This window comes from Streptomyces sp. NPDC047869, assembly GCF_040704065.1.
GTDB lineage: Bacteria > Actinomycetota > Actinomycetes > Streptomycetales > Streptomycetaceae > Streptomyces.
The window spans coordinates 114425-133511 of record NZ_JBEYRK010000015.1 but is presented as its reverse complement, the minus strand read 5'-3'; the positions used below and the strand labels follow the sequence as shown (position 1 = coordinate 133511).

The 19087-nt window shown below is 69.6% G+C and carries 18 protein-coding genes and 1 pseudogene; 3 read left to right on the top strand and 16 right to left on the bottom strand.

Translation table 11 applies throughout. The annotated features are described in order from the left end of the window. Positions 1–6: 6 nt before the first annotated feature. The 11 genes from nuoK to AB0924_RS20880 are packed head-to-tail and all read right to left on the bottom strand — an operon-like array spanning position 7 to position 10871. Complete coding sequence (nuoK, locus tag AB0924_RS20930; protein WP_020941573.1) at positions 7–306, bottom strand: NADH-quinone oxidoreductase subunit NuoK; 300 nt, start codon at positions 304–306, stop codon at positions 7–9. Further along, positions 303–1148: an NADH-quinone oxidoreductase subunit J gene (locus AB0924_RS20925; protein ID WP_358928280.1), complete on the bottom strand. Its 846-nt coding sequence runs from the start codon at positions 1146–1148 to the stop codon at positions 303–305. The genes nuoK and AB0924_RS20925 overlap by 4 nt, the downstream gene beginning before the upstream one ends. After that, complete coding sequence (gene nuoI, locus AB0924_RS20920) at positions 1145–1795, bottom strand: NADH-quinone oxidoreductase subunit NuoI (protein ID WP_358928282.1); 651 nt, start codon at positions 1793–1795, stop codon at positions 1145–1147. The genes AB0924_RS20925 and nuoI overlap by 4 nt, the downstream gene beginning before the upstream one ends. Then, a complete protein-coding gene (gene nuoH / locus AB0924_RS20915; protein ID WP_366912137.1) occupies positions 1788–3152 on the bottom strand; it encodes an NADH-quinone oxidoreductase subunit NuoH in 1365 nt (454 codons plus the stop codon). The genes nuoI and nuoH overlap by 8 nt, the downstream gene beginning before the upstream one ends. Next, positions 3149–5653: an NADH-quinone oxidoreductase subunit G gene (locus AB0924_RS20910; protein ID WP_358928286.1), complete on the bottom strand. Its 2505-nt coding sequence runs from the start codon at positions 5651–5653 to the stop codon at positions 3149–3151. Before AB0924_RS20910 ends, nuoH begins: the two co-directional genes overlap by 4 nt. Then, positions 5650–6999 (bottom strand): NADH-quinone oxidoreductase subunit NuoF, encoded by a 1350-nt coding sequence (gene nuoF / locus AB0924_RS20905; RefSeq protein ID WP_358928288.1) that lies wholly within the window; start codon positions 6997–6999, stop codon positions 5650–5652. Before nuoF ends, AB0924_RS20910 begins: the two co-directional genes overlap by 4 nt. Continuing rightward, complete coding sequence (nuoE, locus tag AB0924_RS20900) at positions 6996–7865, bottom strand: NADH-quinone oxidoreductase subunit NuoE (RefSeq protein WP_366912136.1); 870 nt, start codon at positions 7863–7865, stop codon at positions 6996–6998. The genes nuoF and nuoE overlap by 4 nt, the downstream gene beginning before the upstream one ends. Beyond that, positions 7862–9184, bottom strand: a complete 1323-nt coding sequence (locus AB0924_RS20895) for an NADH-quinone oxidoreductase subunit D (RefSeq protein WP_366912135.1) — start codon at positions 9182–9184, stop codon at positions 7862–7864. The genes nuoE and AB0924_RS20895 overlap by 4 nt, the downstream gene beginning before the upstream one ends. Continuing rightward, positions 9181–9945, bottom strand: a complete 765-nt coding sequence (locus AB0924_RS20890) for an NADH-quinone oxidoreductase subunit C (protein WP_366912134.1) — start codon at positions 9943–9945, stop codon at positions 9181–9183. Before AB0924_RS20890 ends, AB0924_RS20895 begins: the two co-directional genes overlap by 4 nt. Continuing rightward, the gene (locus AB0924_RS20885) at positions 9942–10496 is read right to left on the bottom strand and encodes an NADH-quinone oxidoreductase subunit B family protein (protein ID WP_358928296.1); all 555 of its coding nucleotides are present in this window, start codon (positions 10494–10496) and stop codon (positions 9942–9944) included. Before AB0924_RS20885 ends, AB0924_RS20890 begins: the two co-directional genes overlap by 4 nt. A 15-nt stretch (positions 10497–10511) precedes the next feature. Continuing rightward, entirely contained in the window at positions 10512–10871 is a 360-nt protein-coding gene (locus tag AB0924_RS20880; RefSeq protein ID WP_003992243.1) for an NADH-quinone oxidoreductase subunit A, read from the bottom strand. Positions 10872–11637: 766 nt separating this feature from the next. Between AB0924_RS20880 and AB0924_RS20875 the strand changes: the two genes are divergently transcribed. After that, entirely contained in the window at positions 11638–12459 is an 822-nt protein-coding gene (locus AB0924_RS20875; RefSeq protein WP_358928301.1) for a C40 family peptidase, read from the top strand. A 24-nt stretch (positions 12460–12483) separates the two neighbouring features. On the opposite strand, the gene AB0924_RS20870 is transcribed toward AB0924_RS20875, so the two are convergent. After that, positions 12484–12615: a hypothetical protein gene (locus AB0924_RS20870; protein ID WP_366912133.1), complete on the bottom strand. Its 132-nt coding sequence runs from the start codon at positions 12613–12615 to the stop codon at positions 12484–12486. A gap of 29 nt (positions 12616–12644) precedes the next feature. Then, positions 12645–13937 carry a geranylgeranyl reductase family protein gene (locus tag AB0924_RS20865; protein WP_358928303.1) on the bottom strand — a complete coding sequence of 431 codons (1293 nt, stop codon included), beginning with the start codon at positions 13935–13937 and terminating at the stop codon, positions 12645–12647. Positions 13938–14034: 97 nt separating this feature from the next. Between AB0924_RS20865 and AB0924_RS20860 the strand changes: the two genes are divergently transcribed. After that, entirely contained in the window at positions 14035–14541 is a 507-nt protein-coding gene (locus AB0924_RS20860; protein ID WP_358928305.1) for a GNAT family N-acetyltransferase, read from the top strand. A 92-nt stretch (positions 14542–14633) separates the two neighbouring features. Next, positions 14634–14969 carry a PASTA domain-containing protein gene (locus tag AB0924_RS20855; protein ID WP_358928307.1) on the top strand — a complete coding sequence of 112 codons (336 nt, stop codon included), beginning with the start codon at positions 14634–14636 and terminating at the stop codon, positions 14967–14969. A gap of 24 nt (positions 14970–14993) precedes the next feature. Here AB0924_RS20855 and AB0924_RS20850 read toward each other — a convergent pair whose 3' ends face one another. The 3 genes and pseudogenes from AB0924_RS20850 to AB0924_RS20840 form a co-directional block, all read right to left on the bottom strand. After that, positions 14994–15689, bottom strand: a complete 696-nt coding sequence (locus tag AB0924_RS20850; RefSeq protein WP_366912132.1) for a demethylmenaquinone methyltransferase — start codon at positions 15687–15689, stop codon at positions 14994–14996. Continuing rightward, positions 15686–16794, bottom strand: a pseudogene (locus AB0924_RS20845) (acyltransferase). The gene AB0924_RS20850 and the pseudogene AB0924_RS20845 overlap by 4 nt, the downstream one beginning before the upstream one ends. A 31-nt stretch (positions 16795–16825) precedes the next feature. Then, positions 16826–19084 (bottom strand): glycosyltransferase, encoded by a 2259-nt coding sequence (locus AB0924_RS20840; protein ID WP_366912131.1) that lies wholly within the window; start codon positions 19082–19084, stop codon positions 16826–16828. Positions 19085–19087: the final 3 nt, after the last annotated feature.

Sequence of the window (19087 nt, the reverse complement as noted above, 5' to 3'; positions counted from 1 at the left end):
GACCCCTTACAGCTTCATCAGGCTGGCGTCGTCGACCGAGGCCGAGTGGCGGGTGCGGAACAGCGACACGATGATCGCGAGGCCCACCACGACCTCCGCGGCGGCGACGACCATCGTGAAGAAGGCGATGATCTGGCCGTCGAGGTTGCCGTGCATCCGGGAGAAGACGACGAACGCGAGGTTGCAGGCGTTGAGCATCAGCTCGACGCACATGAACACGACGATCGCGTTGCGCCGGATCAGCACCCCGGTCGCGCCGACGGTGAACAGCAGGGCCGCGAGATAGAGGTAGTTGACGGGGTTCACTTCGACGCCTCCTCGGGCCGCTTGAACGTCGCCGGCTCGATCCCGGTCCGCTCCAGACGCTCCGCGGCGCGCTGCTCCAGGGCCCGCAGGTCGTTGAGCGCCTCCGCCGACACGTCCCGGATCTGACCGCGTTCGCGCAGCGTCTTGCTGACGGTCAGCTCGGAGGGGGTGCCGTCGGGCAGCAGGCCCGCGATGTCCACGGCGTTGTGCCGGGCGTAGACACCCGGGGCGGGCAGCGGCGGGATGTGCCGGCCTTCCCGGATGCGCTGCTCGGCCAGCTCGCGCTGGGTCTTCGCACGCTCGGTGCGCTCCCGGTGGGTGAGCACCATCGCGCCGACGGCGGCCGTGATCAGCAGTGCGCCGGTGATCTCGAAGGCGAAGACGTACTTGGTGAAGATGAGGGACGCGAGGCCCTCCACGTTGCCGTTCGCGTTCGCCCGGCCGGTGCCGTTGAACTCCGTCAGGGAGGCGTTGCCGATGCCGGCGAACAGCAGGACGCCGAACCCGACCCCGCAGAGCAGGGCCAGCCAGCGCTGGCCTTTGATGGTCTCCTTCAGCGAGTCCGCGGCCGTGACGCCGACGAGCATCACCACGAACAGGAACAGCATCATGATCGCGCCGGTGTAGACGACGATCTGCACGATGCCCAGGAAGTAGGCGCCGTTGGCGAGGTAGAACACCGCCAGGATGATCATGGTCCCGGCGAGGCAGAGGGCGCTGTGCACGGCCTTCTTCATCAGCACGGTGCACAGGGCGCCGATCACCGCGAACGTGCCGAGGACCCAGAACTGGAAGGCCTCACCGGTGGAGGTGGTGTACGCGGCAAGCTGAGTCGCGCTCATCGGCCGATCACCTTCTCCGACGCCGGTTCGGTCTCGCCGAAGGTGCTGTCGCCCTCCTGCACCACCTCGCCCTTGGAGACGGCGGCCTGCCGCACCGTGCCCGGCGCGGCCTCCGTCACCAGGCCGCGGTAGTAGTCCTGTTCGTCCGTCCCCGGGAAGATCGCGTGCGGTGTGTCGACCATGCCCTCCTCGAGACCGGCGAGCAGCTGCTCCTTGGTGTAGATGAGATTGGCGCGGCTGGAGTCGGCCAGTTCGAACTCGTTGGTCATCGTCAGCGCGCGCGTGGGGCACGCCTCGATGCACAGGCCGCACAGGATGCAGCGGGCGTAGTTGATCTGGTACACGCGGCCGTACCGCTCACCCGGCGAGTAGCGCTCCTCGTCGGTGTTGTCCGCGCCCTCGACGTAGATGGCGTCGGCGGGGCAGGCCCAGGCGCACAGCTCGCAGCCGACGCACTTCTCCAGGCCGTCCGGATGGCGGTTGAGCTGGTGCCGTCCGTGGAACCGCGGAGCCGTGGTCTTCTGCTGCTCGGGGTACTGCTCGGTGAGCCGCTTCTTGAACATGGCCTTGAAGGTCACGCCGAAGCCGGCCACGGGGTTCTGGAAGCCGGGCTTGATCTGCCCGGACTCCGTTGGCTCCTCAGCCATGGGACGCCTCCTTTCCATCCGTAGATCCGTCACTGACAGTGTCCGGTCCAGCACTGACAATCAGCTCCCGCTCCCGGCGCGGACGGCGCCTGGGCGCAGGCGGCAGCTCCTGTCCGGGCAGCGGCGGCACGGGGAATCCGCCCGCCATCGGGTCGAATCCGGCCTGCGGGCCGGCGGTCGGCTCGTCCGTCCTCGCCTTCTCGCGGAACATGTCGGCGACGAAGGAGAGCAGCAGCAGGGCGAGGACTCCGCCGCCGACGTAGAGGGCGATGTCGGCGAAGTCGTAGTTCTCGTTGCGCAGCGCCCGTACGGTCGCGACGAGCATCAGCCAGGTCAGCGAGACCGGGATGAGGACCTTCCAGCCGAGCTTCATCAGCTGGTCGTACCGGACCCGGGGGAGCGTGCCGCGCAGCCAGATGAAGAAGAACAGCAGCAACTGGACCTTGATCACGAACCAGAGCAGTGGCCACCAGCCGTGGTTCGCGCCCTCCCAGAAGCCGCTGATCGGCCAGGGGGCGCGCCAGCCGCCGAGGAACAGGGTGGTCGAGACGGCCGACACCGTCACCATGTTCACGTACTCGGCGAGCATGAACATCGCGAACTTGATGGACGAGTACTCGGTGTTGAAGCCGCCGACCAGGTCGCCCTCGGACTCCGGCATGTCGAAGGGGGCGCGGTTGGTCTCGCCGACCATCGTGACGATGTAGAGGATGAAGGAGACCGGCAGCAGCAGGATGTACCAGCGGTCGTGCTGCTGCTCGACGATGGTCGACGTCGACATCGACCCCGAGTAGAGGAACACGGAGGCGAACGCGGCGCCCATGGCGATCTCGTAGGAGATCATCTGGGCACAGGAGCGGAGGCCGCCGAGCAGCGGGTAGGTGGATCCGGAGCTCCAGCCCGCCAGCACGATGCCGTAGATGCCGACCGAGGCGACCGCGAGGATGTAGAGCATCGCGATCGGCAGGTCGGTGAGCTGCATCGTGGTCCGCGTGCCGAAGATCGAGATCTCGTTGTCGGCGGGGCCGAAGGGGATCACCGCGATCGCCATGAAGGCCGGGATGGCCGCGACGATCGGTGCGAGGACGTAGACCACCTTGTCCGCGCGCTTGACGATGACGTCTTCCTTCAGCATCAGCTTGATGCCGTCGGCGAGCGACTGGAGCATGCCCCAGGGGCCGTGCCGGTTCGGGCCGATGCGAAGCTGCATCCAGGCGACGACCTTGCGCTCCCAGACGATGGAGAACAGCACGGTCACCATCAGGAACGCGAAGCAGAAGACGGCCTTGACGACGACCAGCCACCAGGGGTCCCGGCCGAACATCGAGAGGTCTCCAGCCGCGAGGTACGGGCTCATGCCTCCACCTCCTTGGGGGCCTGTTCGGCGCGTGCCGCCGGGCCGATACGGACGAGGGAGCCGGGCTGCGCACCGGTGTCGGAGGCGACGCCCGCGCCGGCGGAGTTCAGCGGCAGCCACACCACCCGGTCGGGCATCTCGGTGATCTGGAGCGGAAGTTCCACGGTGCCGGAGGAGCCGGTGACGGCCAGGACGCCGCCGTCCTCGACACCGGCCTCGGCGGCCGTCGCCGCCGACACGCGCGCGCGTGCGGCGTGCCGGGTCCCGGCCAGTGCCTCGTCGCCCTCCTGCAGGACGCCCTGGTCGAGCAGCAGCCGGTGCCCGGCGAGTACGGCCTGGCCGACGGCCGGCCGGGGCAGGACGCCCCCGGTCTCCAGGGGGTCGGTGGACCGCGGGCCGTCCCAGGGGCCGAGCCGGTCGATCTCCGCGCGCGCGGTACGCAGGTCCGGCAGGCCGAGGTGAACGTCCATGGCGTCGGCCAGCATCTGCAGTACCCGCCCGTCGGTGGGGGCGGGGCGGCGGGTCATCTGGTCGGGCTTGAGCGCGGCCTCGAAGAAGCGCACCCTGCCCTCCCAGTTCAGGAAGGTGCCCGCCTTCTCGGCGACCGCCGCGACCGGCAGGACCACGTCGGCGTGGCTGGTGACCTCGCTGGGCCGCAGCTCCAGCGACACCAGGAAGCCGACGCCTTTGAGCGCCTCACGCGCGCGTGCCGGGTCGGGCAAGTCGTCGACCTCCACGCCGGCGACCACGAGCGCGGACAGTTCGCCGGTGGCGGCCGCCTCGATCATCTGGTGGGTGTCCCGACCGTGACGGGCGGGGAGTTCGGCGAGCCCCCAGACCGCGGCGACCTCCTCCCGCGCGCGCGGGTCGGTCGCCGGGCGGCCGCCCGGCAGCAGCGACGGCAGCGCGCCGGCCTCCACCGCACCGCGTTCGCCCGCCCGCCGCGGGATCCACACCAGCTGAGCGCCGGTGGCGGCGGCGGCGCGTACGGCGGCGGTGAGTCCGCCCGCGACCGAGGCGAGCCTCTCCCCCACGACGATCACCGCGCCGTCGGCGCGCAGGGCCTCGGCGGCCTTCGTGCCGGGCTCCTCCAGGCCGACGCCGCTCGCCAGGGCGTCCAGCCACTCGGTCTCGGTGCCGGGCGCGGCCGGCAGCAGCGTGCCGCCCGCCTTCTCCAGGCCGCGCGTCGCGTGCGTGGCGATGGAGAACACCCGCTGCTTGTGCTTGCGCCAGGCCTTGCGCAGTCGCAGGAAGACGCCGGGCGCCTCCTCCTCCGACTCGAACCCGGCGAGCAGGACGGCGGGCGCCTTCTCCAGCGCGGCGTAGGTGACGCCGGTGCCGTCGAGGTCACGGCCGCGGCCCGCCACCCGGGCCGCGAGGAAGTCGGCCTCCTCGGCGCTGTGCACGCGCGCGCGGAAGTCGATGTCGTTCGTGCCGAGCGCCACGCGCGCGAACTTGCTGTAGGCGTAGGCGTCCTCGACGGTCAGCCGGCCGCCGGTGAGGACACCGGCCCGGGAACGGGCGGCGGTCAGCCCGCGCGCGGCCGCCTCCAGTGCCTCCGGCCAGGAGGTGGGTTCCAGAACGCCTTCGGCGTTGCGCACCAGCGGGACGTCGAGGCGGTCCTTCGTCTGCGCGTACCGGAACGCGAAGCGTCCCTTGTCGCAGATCCACTCCTCGTTGACCTCGGGGTCGTCGGCGGCGAGCCGCCGCATGACCTTGCCGCGCCGGTGGTCGGTGCGCGTCGCGCAGCCGCCCGAGCAGTGTTCGCACACCGACGGCGACGAGATGAGGTCGAAGGGCCGGGAGCGGAAGCGGTAGGCCGCCGAGGTGAGCGCGCCCACCGGGCAGATCTGGATGGTGTTGCCGGAGAAGTACGACTCGAACGGGTCGCCCTCACCGGTACCGACCTGCTGCAGCGCGCCCCGCTCGATCAGCTCGATCATCGGGTCGCCCGCCACCTGGTTGGAGAAGCGGGTGCAGCGGGCGCACAGCACGCATCGCTCGCGGTCCAGGAGCACCTGCGTCGAGATCGGCACGGGCTTTTCGTAGGTCCGCTTGCGGCCCTCGAAGCGGGACTCCGCGTTGCCGTGCGACATGGCCTGGTTCTGCAGGGGGCACTCGCCGCCCTTGTCGCAGACCGGGCAGTCCAGCGGGTGGTTGATGAGCAGCAGCTCCATCACACCGTGCTGCGCCTTCTCGGCGACGGGCGAGGTGAGCTGGGTCTTCACCACCATGCCGTCCGTGCACGTGATGGTGCAGGACGCCATGGGCTTGCGCTGGCCCTCGACCTCGACGATGCACTGGCGGCAGGCGCCGGCCGGGTCCAGCAGGGGGTGGTCGCAGAACCGCGGGATCTCGATGCCGAGCTGCTCGGCGGCCCGGATGACCAGGGTGCCCTTGGGCACGCTGATCTCGACGCCGTCGATCGTCAGCGTGACGAGGTCCTCCGGCGGGACCGCCGTCTCTCCCCCTCCGGAGGGAGCACTGGTGGTCACGGTCATGCGTTCACCTCCGGGCGGTCCGCCCAGGCCGTCGACTTTGCCGGGTCGAAGGGGCAGCCCCGGCCCGTGATGTGCTGCTCGTACTCCTCGCGGAAGTACTTCAGCGAGGAGAAGATCGGGGATGCGGCGCCGTCACCGAGGGCGCAGAAGGACTTGCCGTTGATGTTGTCGGCGATGTCGGCGAGCTTGTCGAGGTCGGACATGGCGCCCTTGCCGGCCTCGATGTCCCGCATCAACTGCACGAGCCAGTACGTTCCTTCGCGGCACGGGGTGCACTTGCCGCAGGACTCGTGGGCGTAGAACTCGGTCCAGCGGGTCACCGCCCGCACCACGCAGGTCGTCTCGTCGAAGCACTGCAGTGCCTTGGTGCCGAGCATGGAACCCGCGGCACCGACCCCTTCGTAGTCGAGGGGGACGTCGAGGTGCTCGTCGGTGAACATCGGGGTGGAGGAGCCACCCGGGGTCCAGAACTTGAGGCGGTGGCCGGGCCGCATTCCGCCGCTCATGTCGAGGAGCTGGCGGAGTGTGACCCCGAGCGGCGCCTCGAACTGGCCGGGGCTCGCGACGTGGCCGCTGAGCGAGTAGAGCGTGAAGCCCGGGGACTTCTCGCTGCCCATCGACCTGAACCAGTCTTTCCCGTTTTTGAGGATGGCGGGAACCGACGCGATCGACTCGACGTTGTTCACAACAGTCGGGCAGGCATAGAGCCCTTCGACGGCTGGGAAAGGGGGACGGAGCCGCGGTTGACCACGGCGGCCTTCGAGCGAGTCGAGCAGTGCGGTCTCCTCACCGCAGATGTACGCGCCGGCGCCGGCGTGCACGGTGAGGTCGAGGTCGAGTCCGCTGCCCAGGATGTTCTCGCCGAGGTAGCCCGCCGCGTAGGCCTCGCGCACGGCCTCGTGCAACCGCCGCAGAACGGGGACGACCTCACCACGCAGATAGATGAAGGCATGCGAAGACCGGATGGCGTAACACGCGATCACGATGCCCTCGATGAGGCTGTGCGGGTTCGCGAAGAGGAGCGGGATGTCCTTGCAGGTTCCCGGCTCCGACTCGTCGGCGTTGACAACTAGATAGTGCGGTTTTCCATCACCCTGGGGAATGAACTGCCATTTCATTCCCGTCGGGAATCCCGCTCCGCCGCGCCCGCGCAGACCGGACTCCTTGACGTACGCGATCAGGTCGTCCGGCGACATGGCGAGCGCCTTGCGGAGCCCCTCGTACCCCTCGTGCCTCCGGTAGACGTCCAGGGACCAGGACCGGTCCTCGTCCCAGAAGGCCGACAGCACGGGTGCGAGCAGCTTCTCGGGGCTCGTGTCCTTGACTTCGGGTGCCACGGTCATCACTCCCCCTCCTCGGCGGCGGGCCCTGCCGGGTGGGCCGGGTCGGAGGCCGATGTCTGCTGCGGCGCGTCATGAGAACTGAGGTGCTCGGCCGGCGACGGCCGGTGCGCCCGGTCCTGCGGTTCGTCGTGCGGACCGCCGTCGCGCGGATGGACCACGCGCGCGGGTGCGGCCTCTCCCCTTGCCAGGCGAAGGCCCACCAGCGACGCCGGTCCCGCACTGCCGCCCTCCTCGACGGCCCCGGGCCGCTCGTCGGGGAAGCCGGCCAGGATCCGCGCGGTCTCCTTGAACGTGCACAGGCGCGCCCCGCGCGTGGGCTGTACGGGCCGTCCCTCGCGCAGGTCGTCGACCAGGCGTTTGGCACTGCCGGGGGTCTGGTTGTCGAAGAACTCCCAGTTGACCATCACGACCGGCGCGAAATCGCAGGCCGCGTTGCACTCGATGTGCTCCAGGGTGACCTTGCCGTCGCCGGTGGTCTCGCCGTTGCCGACGCCCAGGTGCTCCTGGAGGGTCTCGAAGATCGCGTCGCCGCCCATCACCGCGCACAGGGTGTTGGTGCAGACGCCCACCTGGTAATCGCCGGAGGGCTTGCGCCGGTACATGGTGTAGAAGGTGGCGACGGCGGTGACCTCGGCCGTGGTCAGGTCCAGCATGTCCGCACAGAACTGCATGCCGGTGCGGGTGACGTGGCCCTCCTCCGACTGCACGAGGTGGAGCAGCGGCAGCAGGGCCGACCGGGAGTCGGGGTAGCGGGCGATCACCTCGCGCGCGTCCGTCTCCAGCCGGGCCCGGACGTCGTCCGGGTACGCGGGTGCGGGCAGTCGGGGCATGCCCAGGCTGACGCCCCGCTCCGAAGAACTGGTGGTCACCGGTCGACGCCTCCCATCACGGGGTCGATGGACGCGACGGCGACGATGACGTCGGCGACCTGGCCGCCCTCGCACATCGCCGCCATGGCCTGCAGGTTGGTGAAGGACGGGTCGCGGAAGTGGACCCGGAAGGGGCGGGTCCCGCCGTCGGAGACGGCGTGGACCCCGAGTTCGCCCTTGGGCGATTCGACGGCCGCGTACGCCTGTCCCGGCGGTACCCGGAAGCCCTCGGTGACGAGCTTGAAGTGGTGGATCAGGGCCTCCATGGAGGTGCCCATGATCTTCCTGATGTGGTCGAGGGAGTTGCCGAGCCCGTCCGGTCCCAGGGCGAGCTGGGCGGGCCAGGCGATCTTCTTGTCGGCGACCATGACCGGGCCGGGCTGGAGCCGGTCCAGGCACTGCTCGACGATGCCGAGCGACTGGCGCATCTCCTCCAGGCGGATCAGGAAGCGCCCGTAGGAGTCGCAGGAGTCTGCGGTCGGGACGTCGAAGTCGTACGTCTCGTAGTCGCAGTAGGGCTGGGTCTTGCGCAGGTCGTGCGGCAGGCCGGAGGAGCGCAGGATCGGGCCGGTGGCGCCGAGGGCCATGCAGCCGGCCAGGTCGAGGTGGCCGACGTTCTGCATGCGGGCCTTGAAGATGGGGTTCCCGGTGGCGAGCTTGTCGTACTCCGGGAGGTTCTTCTTCATCTTCTTCACGAACTCGCGGATCTGGTCCACCGCGCCGGGCGGCAGGTCCTGGGCGAGTCCGCCGGGGCGGATGTACGCGTGGTTCATCCGCAGGCCCGTGATGAGCTCGTAGATGTCGAGAATCATTTCACGATCACGGAATCCGTAGATCATGATCGTGGTGGCGCCGAGCTCCATGCCGCCGGTGGCGATGCACACCAGGTGGGAGGAGAGCCGGTTCAGCTCCATCAGGAGGACCCGGATGATCTTGGCGCGCTCGGTGATCTCGTCCTCGATACCGAGGAGCTTCTCGACGGCGAGACAGTAGGCGGTCTCGTTGAAGAAGGAGGTCAGGTAGTCCATGCGCGTCACGAACGTGGTGCCCTGCGTCCAGGTCCGGTACTCGAGGTTCTTCTCGATGCCGGTGTGGAGGTAGCCGATGCCGCAGCGGGCCTCGGTGACCGTCTCGCCCTCGATCTCGAGGATCAGACGGAGCACTCCATGGGTGGACGGGTGCTGGGGACCCATGTTGACGACGATGCGCTCGTCGTCGGCGCGGGCCGCGGACTGGACGATCTCGTCCCAGTCGCCACCGGTGACCGTGTAGACGGTGCCCTCGGTGGTCTCGCGGGCTGATGCTGACTGCGTGCTCACGAGTACGACCTCCGCTGGTCCGGAGCCGGGATCTGGGCGCCCTTGTACTCGACGGCGATGCCGCCGAGGGGGTAGTCCTTGCGCTGCGGGTGGCCCTGCCAGTCGTCCGGCATCATGATCCGGGTCAGGGCCGGGTGGCCTTCGAAGACGATCCCGAAGAAGTCCCAGGTCTCGCGCTCGTGCCAGTCGTTGGTCGGATAGACGGAGACCAGGGACGGGATGCGCGGCTCGCTGTCGGGGGCGCTCACCTCGAGCCGGATCAGCCGGTTGTGGGTGATCGAGCGCAGGTGGTAGACGGCGTGCAGCTCGCGGCCCTTGTCGTGCGGGTAGTGGACGCCGCTGACGCCGGTGCACAGCTCGAAGCGCAGGGCGGGGTCGTCCCGCAGGGTGCGGGCGACGCGGACCAGGTGCTCGCGTTCGATGTGGAAGGTCAGTTCGCCGCGGTCGACGACCGTCTTCTCGATGGCGTTCTCAGGCAGGAGCCCCTGTTCCTCCAGGGCGCCCTCGAGTTCGTCGGCCACCTCGTCGAACCAACCGCCGTAGGGCCGGTTCGCCGGTCCCGGGAGGCGGACCGAGCGGACGAGGCCGCCGTAGCCGGAGGTGTCGCCGCCGTTGTTGGCGCCGAACATGCCGCGCTGGACGCGGATCTCCTCGCCGCCCTGGCCGCGCTGGCCGGGGAGGTTGGAGGCGGCGAGGTCCTTCTCGGGGTTCACCCCGTCCGAGGACCCGTTGACGCCGTTGGTGCCGTTCGCGTCGCTCACCGCAGCAGCCCCTTCATCTCGATCGTGGGCAGGGCCTTGAGCGCCGCCTCCTCCGCCTCGCGGGCGGCTTCCTCGGCGTTCACGCCGAGCTTGGAGGACTGGATCTTCTGGTGGAGCTTGATGATCGCGTCCATCAGCATCTCGGGCCGCGGCGGGCAGCCGGGGAGGTAGATGTCGACCGGGACGATGTGGTCGACGCCCTGGACGATCGCGTAGTTGTTGAACATGCCGCCCGAGGAGGCGCAGACGCCCATGGAGATCACCCACTTGGGGTTGGGCATCTGGTCGTAGACCTGCCTGAGGACCGGCGCCATCTTCTGGCTGACCCGGCCCGCGACGATCATCAGGTCCGCCTGGCGCGGCGAGCCGCGGAAGACCTCCATGCCGAAGCGCGCGAGGTCGTAGCGTCCGGCGCCGGTGGTCATCATCTCGATGGCGCAGCAGGCGAGGCCGAAGGTGGCCGGGAAGACGGACGCCTTGCGCACCCAGCCCGCGGCCTGCTCGACGGTGGTCAGCAGGAAACCGCTCGGCAGTTTTTCTTCGAGTCCCATGTCGTTAAAGGCCCCTCAGTCCCATTCCAGGCCGCCGCGCCGCCATACGTACGCGTACGCGACGAAGACGGTGAGCACGAAGAGCAGCATCTCCACGAGCCCGAAGATCCCCAGGGCGTCGAAGGTGACGGCCCAGGGGTAGAGGAAGACGATCTCGATGTCGAAGACGATGAAGAGCATCGCCGTCAGGTAGTACTTGATGGGGAAGCGCCCGCCGCCGGCCGGCGTGGGGGTCGGCTCGATACCGCACTCGTAGGCCTCGAGCTTGGCGCGGTTGTACCGCTTCGGACCGATCAGCGTGGCCATGACCACGGAGAAGATCGCAAAGCCTGCCCCGAGGGCTCCCAGTACGAGGATGGGCGCATACGCGTTCACCGCTCCTCGCTCCTCTCAGTCGGCACTGACTGCTGGCGGTTGCACTGGGCTCACGTCCGCCCCACCGGTCTCACGAACCCCGCTCGTCCCGGGCGAAGATCGAGAACATGTGAAGCAGGTCACAAGCCCAACTGCCTCGCATCTTATGCCTGCCACTCTGTGATCTGCGACACGGGGTATTACACAACCTTTGTGATCTCCACCACCTGACGAAGGATCATGAAGTCGGATGATGGGTGATCTTCGTACGCGAAGCGTCCAGCTGATCACCAGAAGTGACATTTTCGCTCGTCGCCGCAGGTGGAAGGGGTCGTCTCAATATCAAGAGAGTTCCGCTGCATGCAAATTGGCTCTGGACTCGGCGCCCTGATAGAGGACCGCGTTCACACATCTGAGGGAGGTCCGGGGCGGGTGTGGACGCGGCGGGGGTGCGTGCACGCGTTCACGAACTCCCCTCCGCCTTTCGCTCACCTCCCACCCGCGCGGGACGCCGTCCTTCCGGTGACCGTTCCGTGACCTCCGCCACATTGATGAGAGGTGTCTGAGAACGGGGCTTGGCCAACGACCCGAACGAGTGGTAGGCGCGGGGCAATTCGGACGTAATGATCAAAGACCGTGATCAAGGGCTTGATCGCGGGCGTCCGCAATGTCCGTTACGGCGTCAATAAAGGGTGACGCGCCGGGCTTTTGAGGCCCCCGTTGAACAACTGTGGCGCACCACACGTTTCTTGAAGATATGAAGGAGCCCCTGGTACCGGTTGTTCCCATGTCCCACACCGCTCACATACGCAGCCACCGGAAGCCCCGCCGCAGCGCGTCGACCCTCGCGATGCGGGCCGGAGTCGCCGGCGGCGTCCTCAGCACCCTGGCAGTAGCCGGGGCGTCCGGATCGGCGAACGCTGCCGAGCCGGTGACGCAGACCCTCGAACTGCCCACGCTCACGGCCGACCTGGCCGCTCAGGTCGCCCAGTCCGCGGACGCCACTCAGCAGGCCGCGGCCAACTACGAACTGCAGGCCGAGCGCGACGCGGCCGCCGCGAACGCCGCGAAGCAGGCCAAGTCGGACCTCGCCGAGGCCAAGCAGAAGGCGGCGCAGGCCAAGAAGAAGGCTCAGGAGGCCGCCCGCAAGGCCGCCGCCGCCCGCGCCGCCCGCAGCGCCGAGCGCACGACGCTCTCCACCACGGCGAGCACCGGCGTCTCCGCCGGCACGAGCACGAGCACGTCCACCGCCACCGGTTCGGCGGCGTCCATCGTCTCCTTCGTGAAGGCTCAGGTCGGCAAGGCCTACGTCTCCGGCGCCACCGGCCCGTCCGCGTACGACTGCTCCGGCCTGGTGCAGACGGCGTTCAAGCAGGTCGGCATCAGCCTGCCGCGTGTCTCCCAGGACCAGTCGACGGCCGGCACCCCGGTGTCGCTGAGCAACCTGCAGCCCGGCGACATCCTCTACTGGGGCAGCGCGGGCAGCGCGTACCACGTGGCGGTGTACGTCGGCGACGGTATGTTCGTCGGCGCCCAGAACCCCTCCAGCGGCGTCCAGGAGAAGCCGCTGTCCTACGACCCGCCCACCGGCGCGGTGCGGGTGCTCTGAGCGCTCCACACGCCTTCAGGGACGTCAGGGGCCGCAGCCGCGTCGGGGGCAGCGGCCCTCACGTCCGCTCCGGTCGAGGAGCACGACGGCAACGGCGGCGGCCCGGCGGACGAGTTCCTCGTCCGCCGGGCCGCCGCCGTCCGCGTGTGCGCTCACGCGCCCCGGTCACGTCCCGGGCGCGGTCCTCACGCCTTCGGCGCGACCCTGCTCAGGCCGTTGATGATGCGGTCCATCGCGTCGCCGCCCGTGGGGTCGGTGAGGTTCGCCAGGAGCTTCAGCGTGAACTTCATCAGCACGGGGTGGGTCAGACCGCGCTGGGCGGCGATCTGCATGACCTTCGGGTTGCCGATGAGCTTCACGAAGGCGCGCCCCAGACTGTAGTAGCCGCCGTAGGTGTCCTTGAGGACGCGCGGGTAGCGCTGCAGGGCGATCTCGCGCTGGGCGGGTGTCGCGCGCGCGTGGGCCTGCACGATGACGTCGGCGGCGATCTGGCCGGACTCCATGGCGTAGGCGATGCCCTCACCGTTGAAGGGGTTCACCAGGCCGCCCGCGTCACCGACGAGCAGCAGCCCCTTGGTGTAGTGCGGCTGGCGGTTGAAGGCCATGGGCAGGGCGGCGCCGCGGATCGGGCCGGTCATGTTCTCGGGGGTGTAGCCCCAGTCCTCGGGCATGGACGCGCACCAGGCCTTGAGGATCTCGCGCCAGTCCAGCTCCTTGAAGGCGGCCGAGGTGTTCAGCACACCGAGGCCGACGTTGGAGGTGCCGTCGCCCATGCCGAAGATCCAGCCGTAGCCGGGCAGCAGACGCTCCTGGGCGCCGCGCCGGTCCCACAGCTCCAGCCAGGACTCCAGGTAGTCGTCGTCGTGGCGGGGGGAGGTGAAGTAGGTGCGCACCGCGACGCCCATCGGGCGGTCCTCGCGGCGGTGCAGGCCCATCGCGAGGGACAGGCGGGTGGAGTTGCCGTCGGCGGCGACGACGAGCGGCGCGTGGAAGGTGACCTCACGCTTGTCCTCGCCGAGCTTGGCGGTCACACCGGTGATGCGGCCGGTGCGGTCGTCGACGACGGGACCGGAGACGTTGCAGCGCTCGAAGAGGCGGGCGCCGGCCTTCTGGGCGTTGCGGGCGAGCTGCTCGTCGAAGTCGTCGCGCTTACGGACGAGGCCGTAGTCCGGGAACGAGGCGAGATCGGGCCAGTCGAGCTGGAGACGGCTGCCGCCGCCGATGATGCGCAGGCCCTTGTTGCGCAGCCAGCCGGCCTCTTCGGAGACGTCGATGCCCATCGCCACGAGCTGCTTGACCGCGCGCGGGGTGAGGCCGTCGCCGCAGACCTTCTCGCGCGGGAACTCGGTCTTCTCCAGCAGGAGGACGTCGAGCCCGGCCTTGGCGAGGTGGTACGCGGTGGTGGAGCCGGCCGGCCCCGCGCCGACGACGATCACATCGGCGGTGTTCTCGGAGAGGGGCTCAGTCACGACTGTCACGGCGGGATCTCCCCAAGTTCGAAATCTGCGTGCCGACCGGCACTGGACATGGGCAGTCTATTCAGCAGTACTGATCACCCGGCTGAAGGGCTGCCCCGTGAACCGAGCTCTCCCCGCTGTACGGCTGCGTGTGCCCACCGACGAGGACGCGTTCTCCTGGCACCGGGTCTTCGACGACCCGGAGGTCATGGAGTTCCACGGGGGCCGGTCCGCCGAGGTGTCGGTGTACGAGGAGCTGACCGCGCGCCAGCGCCGGCACGACGCGGAGCGGGGTTTCTGCCTGTGGTCGGTGCTGGACGACGAGGACGGCATCGTCGGCTTCACCGGGGCCCAGCCGTGGCCGCACGCCTGGGGGCCCGAGGGCGAGATCGAGATCGGCTGGCGGCTGGGCCGGGCGCACTGGGGGCGGGGGTACGCCACGGCCGCCGCCGAGGAGACCCTGGACCGGCTGCGGGCGGCCGGGGTGGACCGGGTGGTGGCGATGGTCGACGCGCGCAACGAACGCTCCATCGCGGTCACCCGGCGCCTCGGCATGCGGCTCGCGGAGACGTTCACGACGCCGGCCTCGGCACGGCAGGGGCACTGCTACCGACTTGATCTGTGACTCAGAGTAGCCAACTGTCACAGAAAGCCACATGTCGCTTCCGGGCGGCCTCGGCCCGCGTTACCCTTCCAGTACCGCTGGGGGTGACATCTGTGCGTATAACACCCAAAACACCCGAAGCGCGCGTTCCCCGTCTGGTCGGCCTCATGGCCATGGACGCGCGCGAAACGGCCCGGGCCCGAGGGCTGTTCCTCAACGCGCCGGACCGCCCGGACTTCGCGCACACGGTGGTCGAGTACGTCGTACGCCAGTATCCGCAGCCCGGGGCCGAGGTGCCGCCGGACTCCGTGGTGTACGTGTGGTTCGACTTCGGTGAGGGCGAGGGCGGCGGGGGCGTGCGCGAGCCACGCATCCCGCGGCCGCCCACGGGCGGGATGCGACGCGAACTCGGTGAGGCCGGCGACGCCTTCGAGATGATCAACCGGTGAGCGGCGGTCACCCGCCGGCGGGACTCAGCTCTCCTTGAAGCCCCGGTGCAGCGCGACCACACCGCCGGTGAGGTTGCGCCAGGCCACCTTCGACCAGCCCGCCTTGCCCAGCCGCTCGGCGAGGCCGGGCTGGTCGGGCCAGGCGCGGATGGACTCGGCGAGGTAGACGTAGGCGTCCGGGTTGGAGGAGACCGAACGGGCGACCGGCGGCAGCGCCCGCATCAGGTACTCGGTGTAGACCGTCCGGAAGGGCGCCCAGGTCGGGTGCGAGAACTCGCAGATCACCACGCGTCCGCCGGGCCGGGTCACCCGGTACATCTCGCGCAGCGCCGCGTCCGTGTCCTGCACGTTGCGCAGCCCGAAGGAGATCGTCACGGCGTCGAAGGTGTCGTCCTTGAACGGCAGCCTGGTCGCGTCGCCCGCCGTGAACGGCAGCCAGGTGTGCTTCCTCTTGCCGACCTGGAGCATCCCGAGGGAGAAGTCGCACGGGACGACGTAGGCGCCGGTGCGCGCGAAGGGCAGCGAGGAGGTCGCCGTGCCGGCCGCGAGGTCGAGGACCTTCTGCGCGGGACGCGCGTCGACCGCCTTCGCCACCTCCTTGCGCCAGCGCCGGTCCTGGCCGAGCGACAACACGTCGTTCGTCAGGTCGTACCGTTCCGCCACGTCGTCGAACATCGAGGCGATTTCGTGCGGCTGCTTGTTCAGAGAGGCGCGGGTCACCCGCCCATTGTTGCAGCACGCCCTCCCGGGATCAGGCGCGGCTTCTTCTTCGCGGCCACGTCCTCCACCCAGCCGCACGCCAGGACGAACACGGCGATCAGGACCCAGCCGACCCCGAACATGAACCACTGGCTGTCGAGCGGCAGGTACCGCTCGAAGGCGGGCACGTCCCAGAAGCGGTCGATCAGCGGGACCGCCAGGATCAGCGCGATCTCGTGCCAGAGGTAGATCGTCACCGCGCGCGCGTTGAAGACCGTGACCGTCCGGTCCAGGCGCCTGAACCGGGTGAGCGGGGCGAAGTCGATCCGGAAGCGCGCCTTCGCCCACATCAGCAGGGTCACGGACCCGGCCGACCAGAAGGCCTGCGCGAGCGGGTTCTCGTCGAGGTCGTACGTGCCGAACTCCGCCCGGTGCGCGAGGGCGTACCAGCCGCCGTAGCCGAGCGCATGAGCGCGAGGACGCCGACCAGGGCCGGCCGCATCCGCTGGAGCACGCCGTCGCGGTGGGCGAAGCCGAGGATCCAGCAGAAGAGGTAGGTCGCCAGGTCCCACACGGCGCTGCCGAAGCGGCTGTCCGGGGCCGCCCGGGCGAAGTTCAGCACCAGGACGGGGGCGAGGGACAGCAGCAGTACGGGGACGGGAGCCTTGCGGAAGATCCACAGCAGGGCCGGGGACAGCAGGACGAACCAGAGGTACGTGCGCAGGTACCAGAGGATCTCCCAGGCCTGCTCGCCCCAGGCGTTGCCCGGGGGATCGCCGAGCGGTACGACCCAGTAGACGATCTGCCGGCCGGGCATCCAGCCGTGGACCAGCATCGCGAGGACGACGAAGACGCCCCAGAACCAGAAGGGGGGCAGCAGGCGTCTGAGACGGCTGCGCAGCACCGTACGGGCGGGCCGTTGCAGGGACTTCGCCATGAGGGTGCCGGCCAGGGCGAACATGATGCCCATCGAAGGGAAGACCATGCCGCACCAGGGCCAGCCGAAGGTGTGGTAGATGACGACCCGGATCAGGGCGAGGGCCCTGAGGGTGTCGAAGTAGCGGTCCCTCGACGGTGCCGGTGCCGGTGTCCGCGGCGGCCGGCCGGTGCCCGGCGTCGTGGGCAGCGCACCGGCCGTTCTGCTGTGCGCTCCCACCTCAGCTCACCCCCGCCGGGGTTCCGACCTCGCCGGTGCGCTTCAGCTTCTGCCAGCGGAGGCGGCCGCCGGTGAGGGCGGTGACGCAGGAGTGGATGAGGACGAGGTACATCATCTGGCGGTAGGCCAGTTGCTGCAGGGGCATCATCAGCAGGTAGCGGTACTTCTCGCGGTCGAGGCGGAACGCGTGGGCGGCGCAGACCAGTTGGATGCCGAGGACCGCCAGCCAGGCGAGCAGGGCGGCTCGGAAGTCGACGAAGACCATCGAGTAGACGGTGAAGACGTCGATGAGCGGGGCGAAGACGGGCGTGACGATCTGGAAGATCACCACCAGCGGCATGCCGACCCGCCCGAAGCGCCCCGAGGGACCCCTGTCCGTCAGGGACCCTCGGTGCTTCCACAGGGCCTGCATGGTGCCGTACGACCAGCGGTAGCGCTGGGACCAGAGCTGCCTGAGCGATCCGGGCGCCTCCGTCCAGGCCCGGGCGTGCTCCTGGTAGACGACGCGCCAGCCGGCCCGGTGCATGGCGATGGTGATGTCGGTGTCCTCGGCGAGGGTGTCCTCGCTCATCCCGCCGGCCTCCAGTACGGCGTCCCTGCGGAACGCGCCGATGGCGCCGGGGATCGTCGGCATGCAGCGCAGCAGGTCGTACATGCGCCGGTCGAGGTTGAAGCCCATCACGTACTCGATGTGCTGCCAGGCGCCGATGACCGTGTTCCGGTTGCCCACCTTCGCGTTGCCGGCCACCGCGCCGACCCCGGGAACGGCGAACGGCTGGACCAGTTGCCGCACGGTGTCGGGCTCGAAGACGGTGTCTCCGTCCATCATCACGACGATCGGGTGCCGGGCGCTGCGGACACCGTTGTTCAGTGCCGCCGGTTTGCCCGCGTTCTCCTGGCGGATGACCCGGACGTTCGTCATGCCGAGCGAGTCGGCCGCGGCGCGCGCGATCTGGGACGTGCCGTCGGTCGAGCCGTCGTCGACCACGATGATCTCGATGGGGTGGGTGCTCCTCGCCAGTGACGCAAGGGTGTTGGCGATGCACTCCTTCTCGTTGTACGCGGGAACGATCACGCTCACCGGTTCGGTGACCGGCGGCCCCCAGCCGAACCCGCGTCTGTTGCGCTGTCCGTAGTGGCGCCGGGCGAGCAGCAGCATCATGCCGAAGCGGCCCATGACGGCCACGCCCACGACGACCAGCCCGGCCGAGAGCGCGGGCACCGTCCACTCGGCGACCGCGACGGCCGCGACGAGGGCCTTGCCCTCGTAGAGGGTCGTGCCGGTGGCGGTGCGGTGGGCGGCCTGGAGACCGGCGGCGGCGGAGGCGTCGTCCTGCCGCGCCGGAGCGGCGCCGGTGCCGGGCTGGGCGCCGGCCGCGCGCTGCTTCGCCAGGACCCCGCTGACGGTGGTGAAGGTGTAGCCCTTCGCCTTCATCTTCTCGATGTACTTGGGGAGAGCCGCGATCGTCTGCGAACGCTCGCCGCCCGCGTCGTGGAAGAGCACGGAGGCGCCCTTGGTGCCCTTGGGCGTCGCCCACTTGACGATGTCGGACACGCCCGGCTTCTTCCAGTCGTCGCTGTCGGTGTCGACGAACACGCTGGTGTAGCCGTCCCGGCCGAGCTTCTTGTAGACCGGCCAGCTGTAGTCGTCGATGGCGTCCGTCTCGGAGGAGTACGGCGCACGGAACAGGGTCGTGGTGATGCCCGCCGCGCCGGCCAGGGCGAGCTGCGTCTGCTCCATCTCGCGCCGGACGCGCGAGGCGCTCTGGTACGACAGGTCGACGTGCGTGAAGGTGTGGACGCCGACCTCGTTGCCCTGCTGGACCATCGTCCGCACGATGTCCGGGTAGCGCGACACCATGGAGCCGACCAGGAAGAACGTGCCCGGAACGTCGTACTGGCGCAGGATCTTCAGGACCCGCGGGGTCCAGGTCGGGTTCGGGCCGTCGTCGAAGGTGAGCGCGATGGTCCTGGACGGGACCGAGACCGTGGTGGCCTGTCCGCCGCGGAAGGTGAGGATCGGGCCGCCGTCGAGGACGCTGTCGGGGACGTCGCCGGAGCCTGCGCCGGTGCGCACCCGCTGGTCGCCGCCGACCTCGGCGCGCAGATAGCCGTCGAGCAGCATCACGCAGGTCAGGGCGAGCAGGAGCAGCAGGGCGAGGATGACGCGCGGGCGCTGGAGCGCCGCGGCCCTGCCGGCCGCCCGCTCGATGCGGGTGGGCGCGCGCCGGCGTCCGCGGGAGGGGGTTCGGGTCGTCATGAC

Bases quoted from the DNA above. Each gene is read 5' to 3' on its own strand.
- AB0924_RS20910 (WP_358928286.1), bottom strand. From the start codon at position 5,653: ATGACCGTGACCACCAGTGCTCCCTCCGGAGGGGGAGAGACGGCGGTC.
- AB0924_RS20925 (WP_358928280.1), bottom strand. From the start codon at position 1,148: ATGAGCGCGACTCAGCTTGCCGCGTACACCACCTCCACCGGTGAGGCC.
- AB0924_RS20885 (WP_358928296.1), bottom strand. From the start codon at position 10,496: ATGGGACTCGAAGAAAAACTGCCGAGCGGTTTCCTGCTGACCACCGTC.
- AB0924_RS20840 (WP_366912131.1), bottom strand. From the start codon at position 19,084: ATGACGACCCGAACCCCCTCCCGCGGACGCCGGCGCGCGCCCACCCGC.
- nuoI (WP_358928282.1), bottom strand. From the start codon at position 1,795: ATGGCTGAGGAGCCAACGGAGTCCGGGCAGATCAAGCCCGGCTTCCAG.
- AB0924_RS20875 (WP_358928301.1), top strand. From the start codon at position 11,638: ATGTCCCACACCGCTCACATACGCAGCCACCGGAAGCCCCGCCGCAGC.
- nuoH (WP_366912137.1), bottom strand. From the start codon at position 3,152: ATGAGCCCGTACCTCGCGGCTGGAGACCTCTCGATGTTCGGCCGGGAC.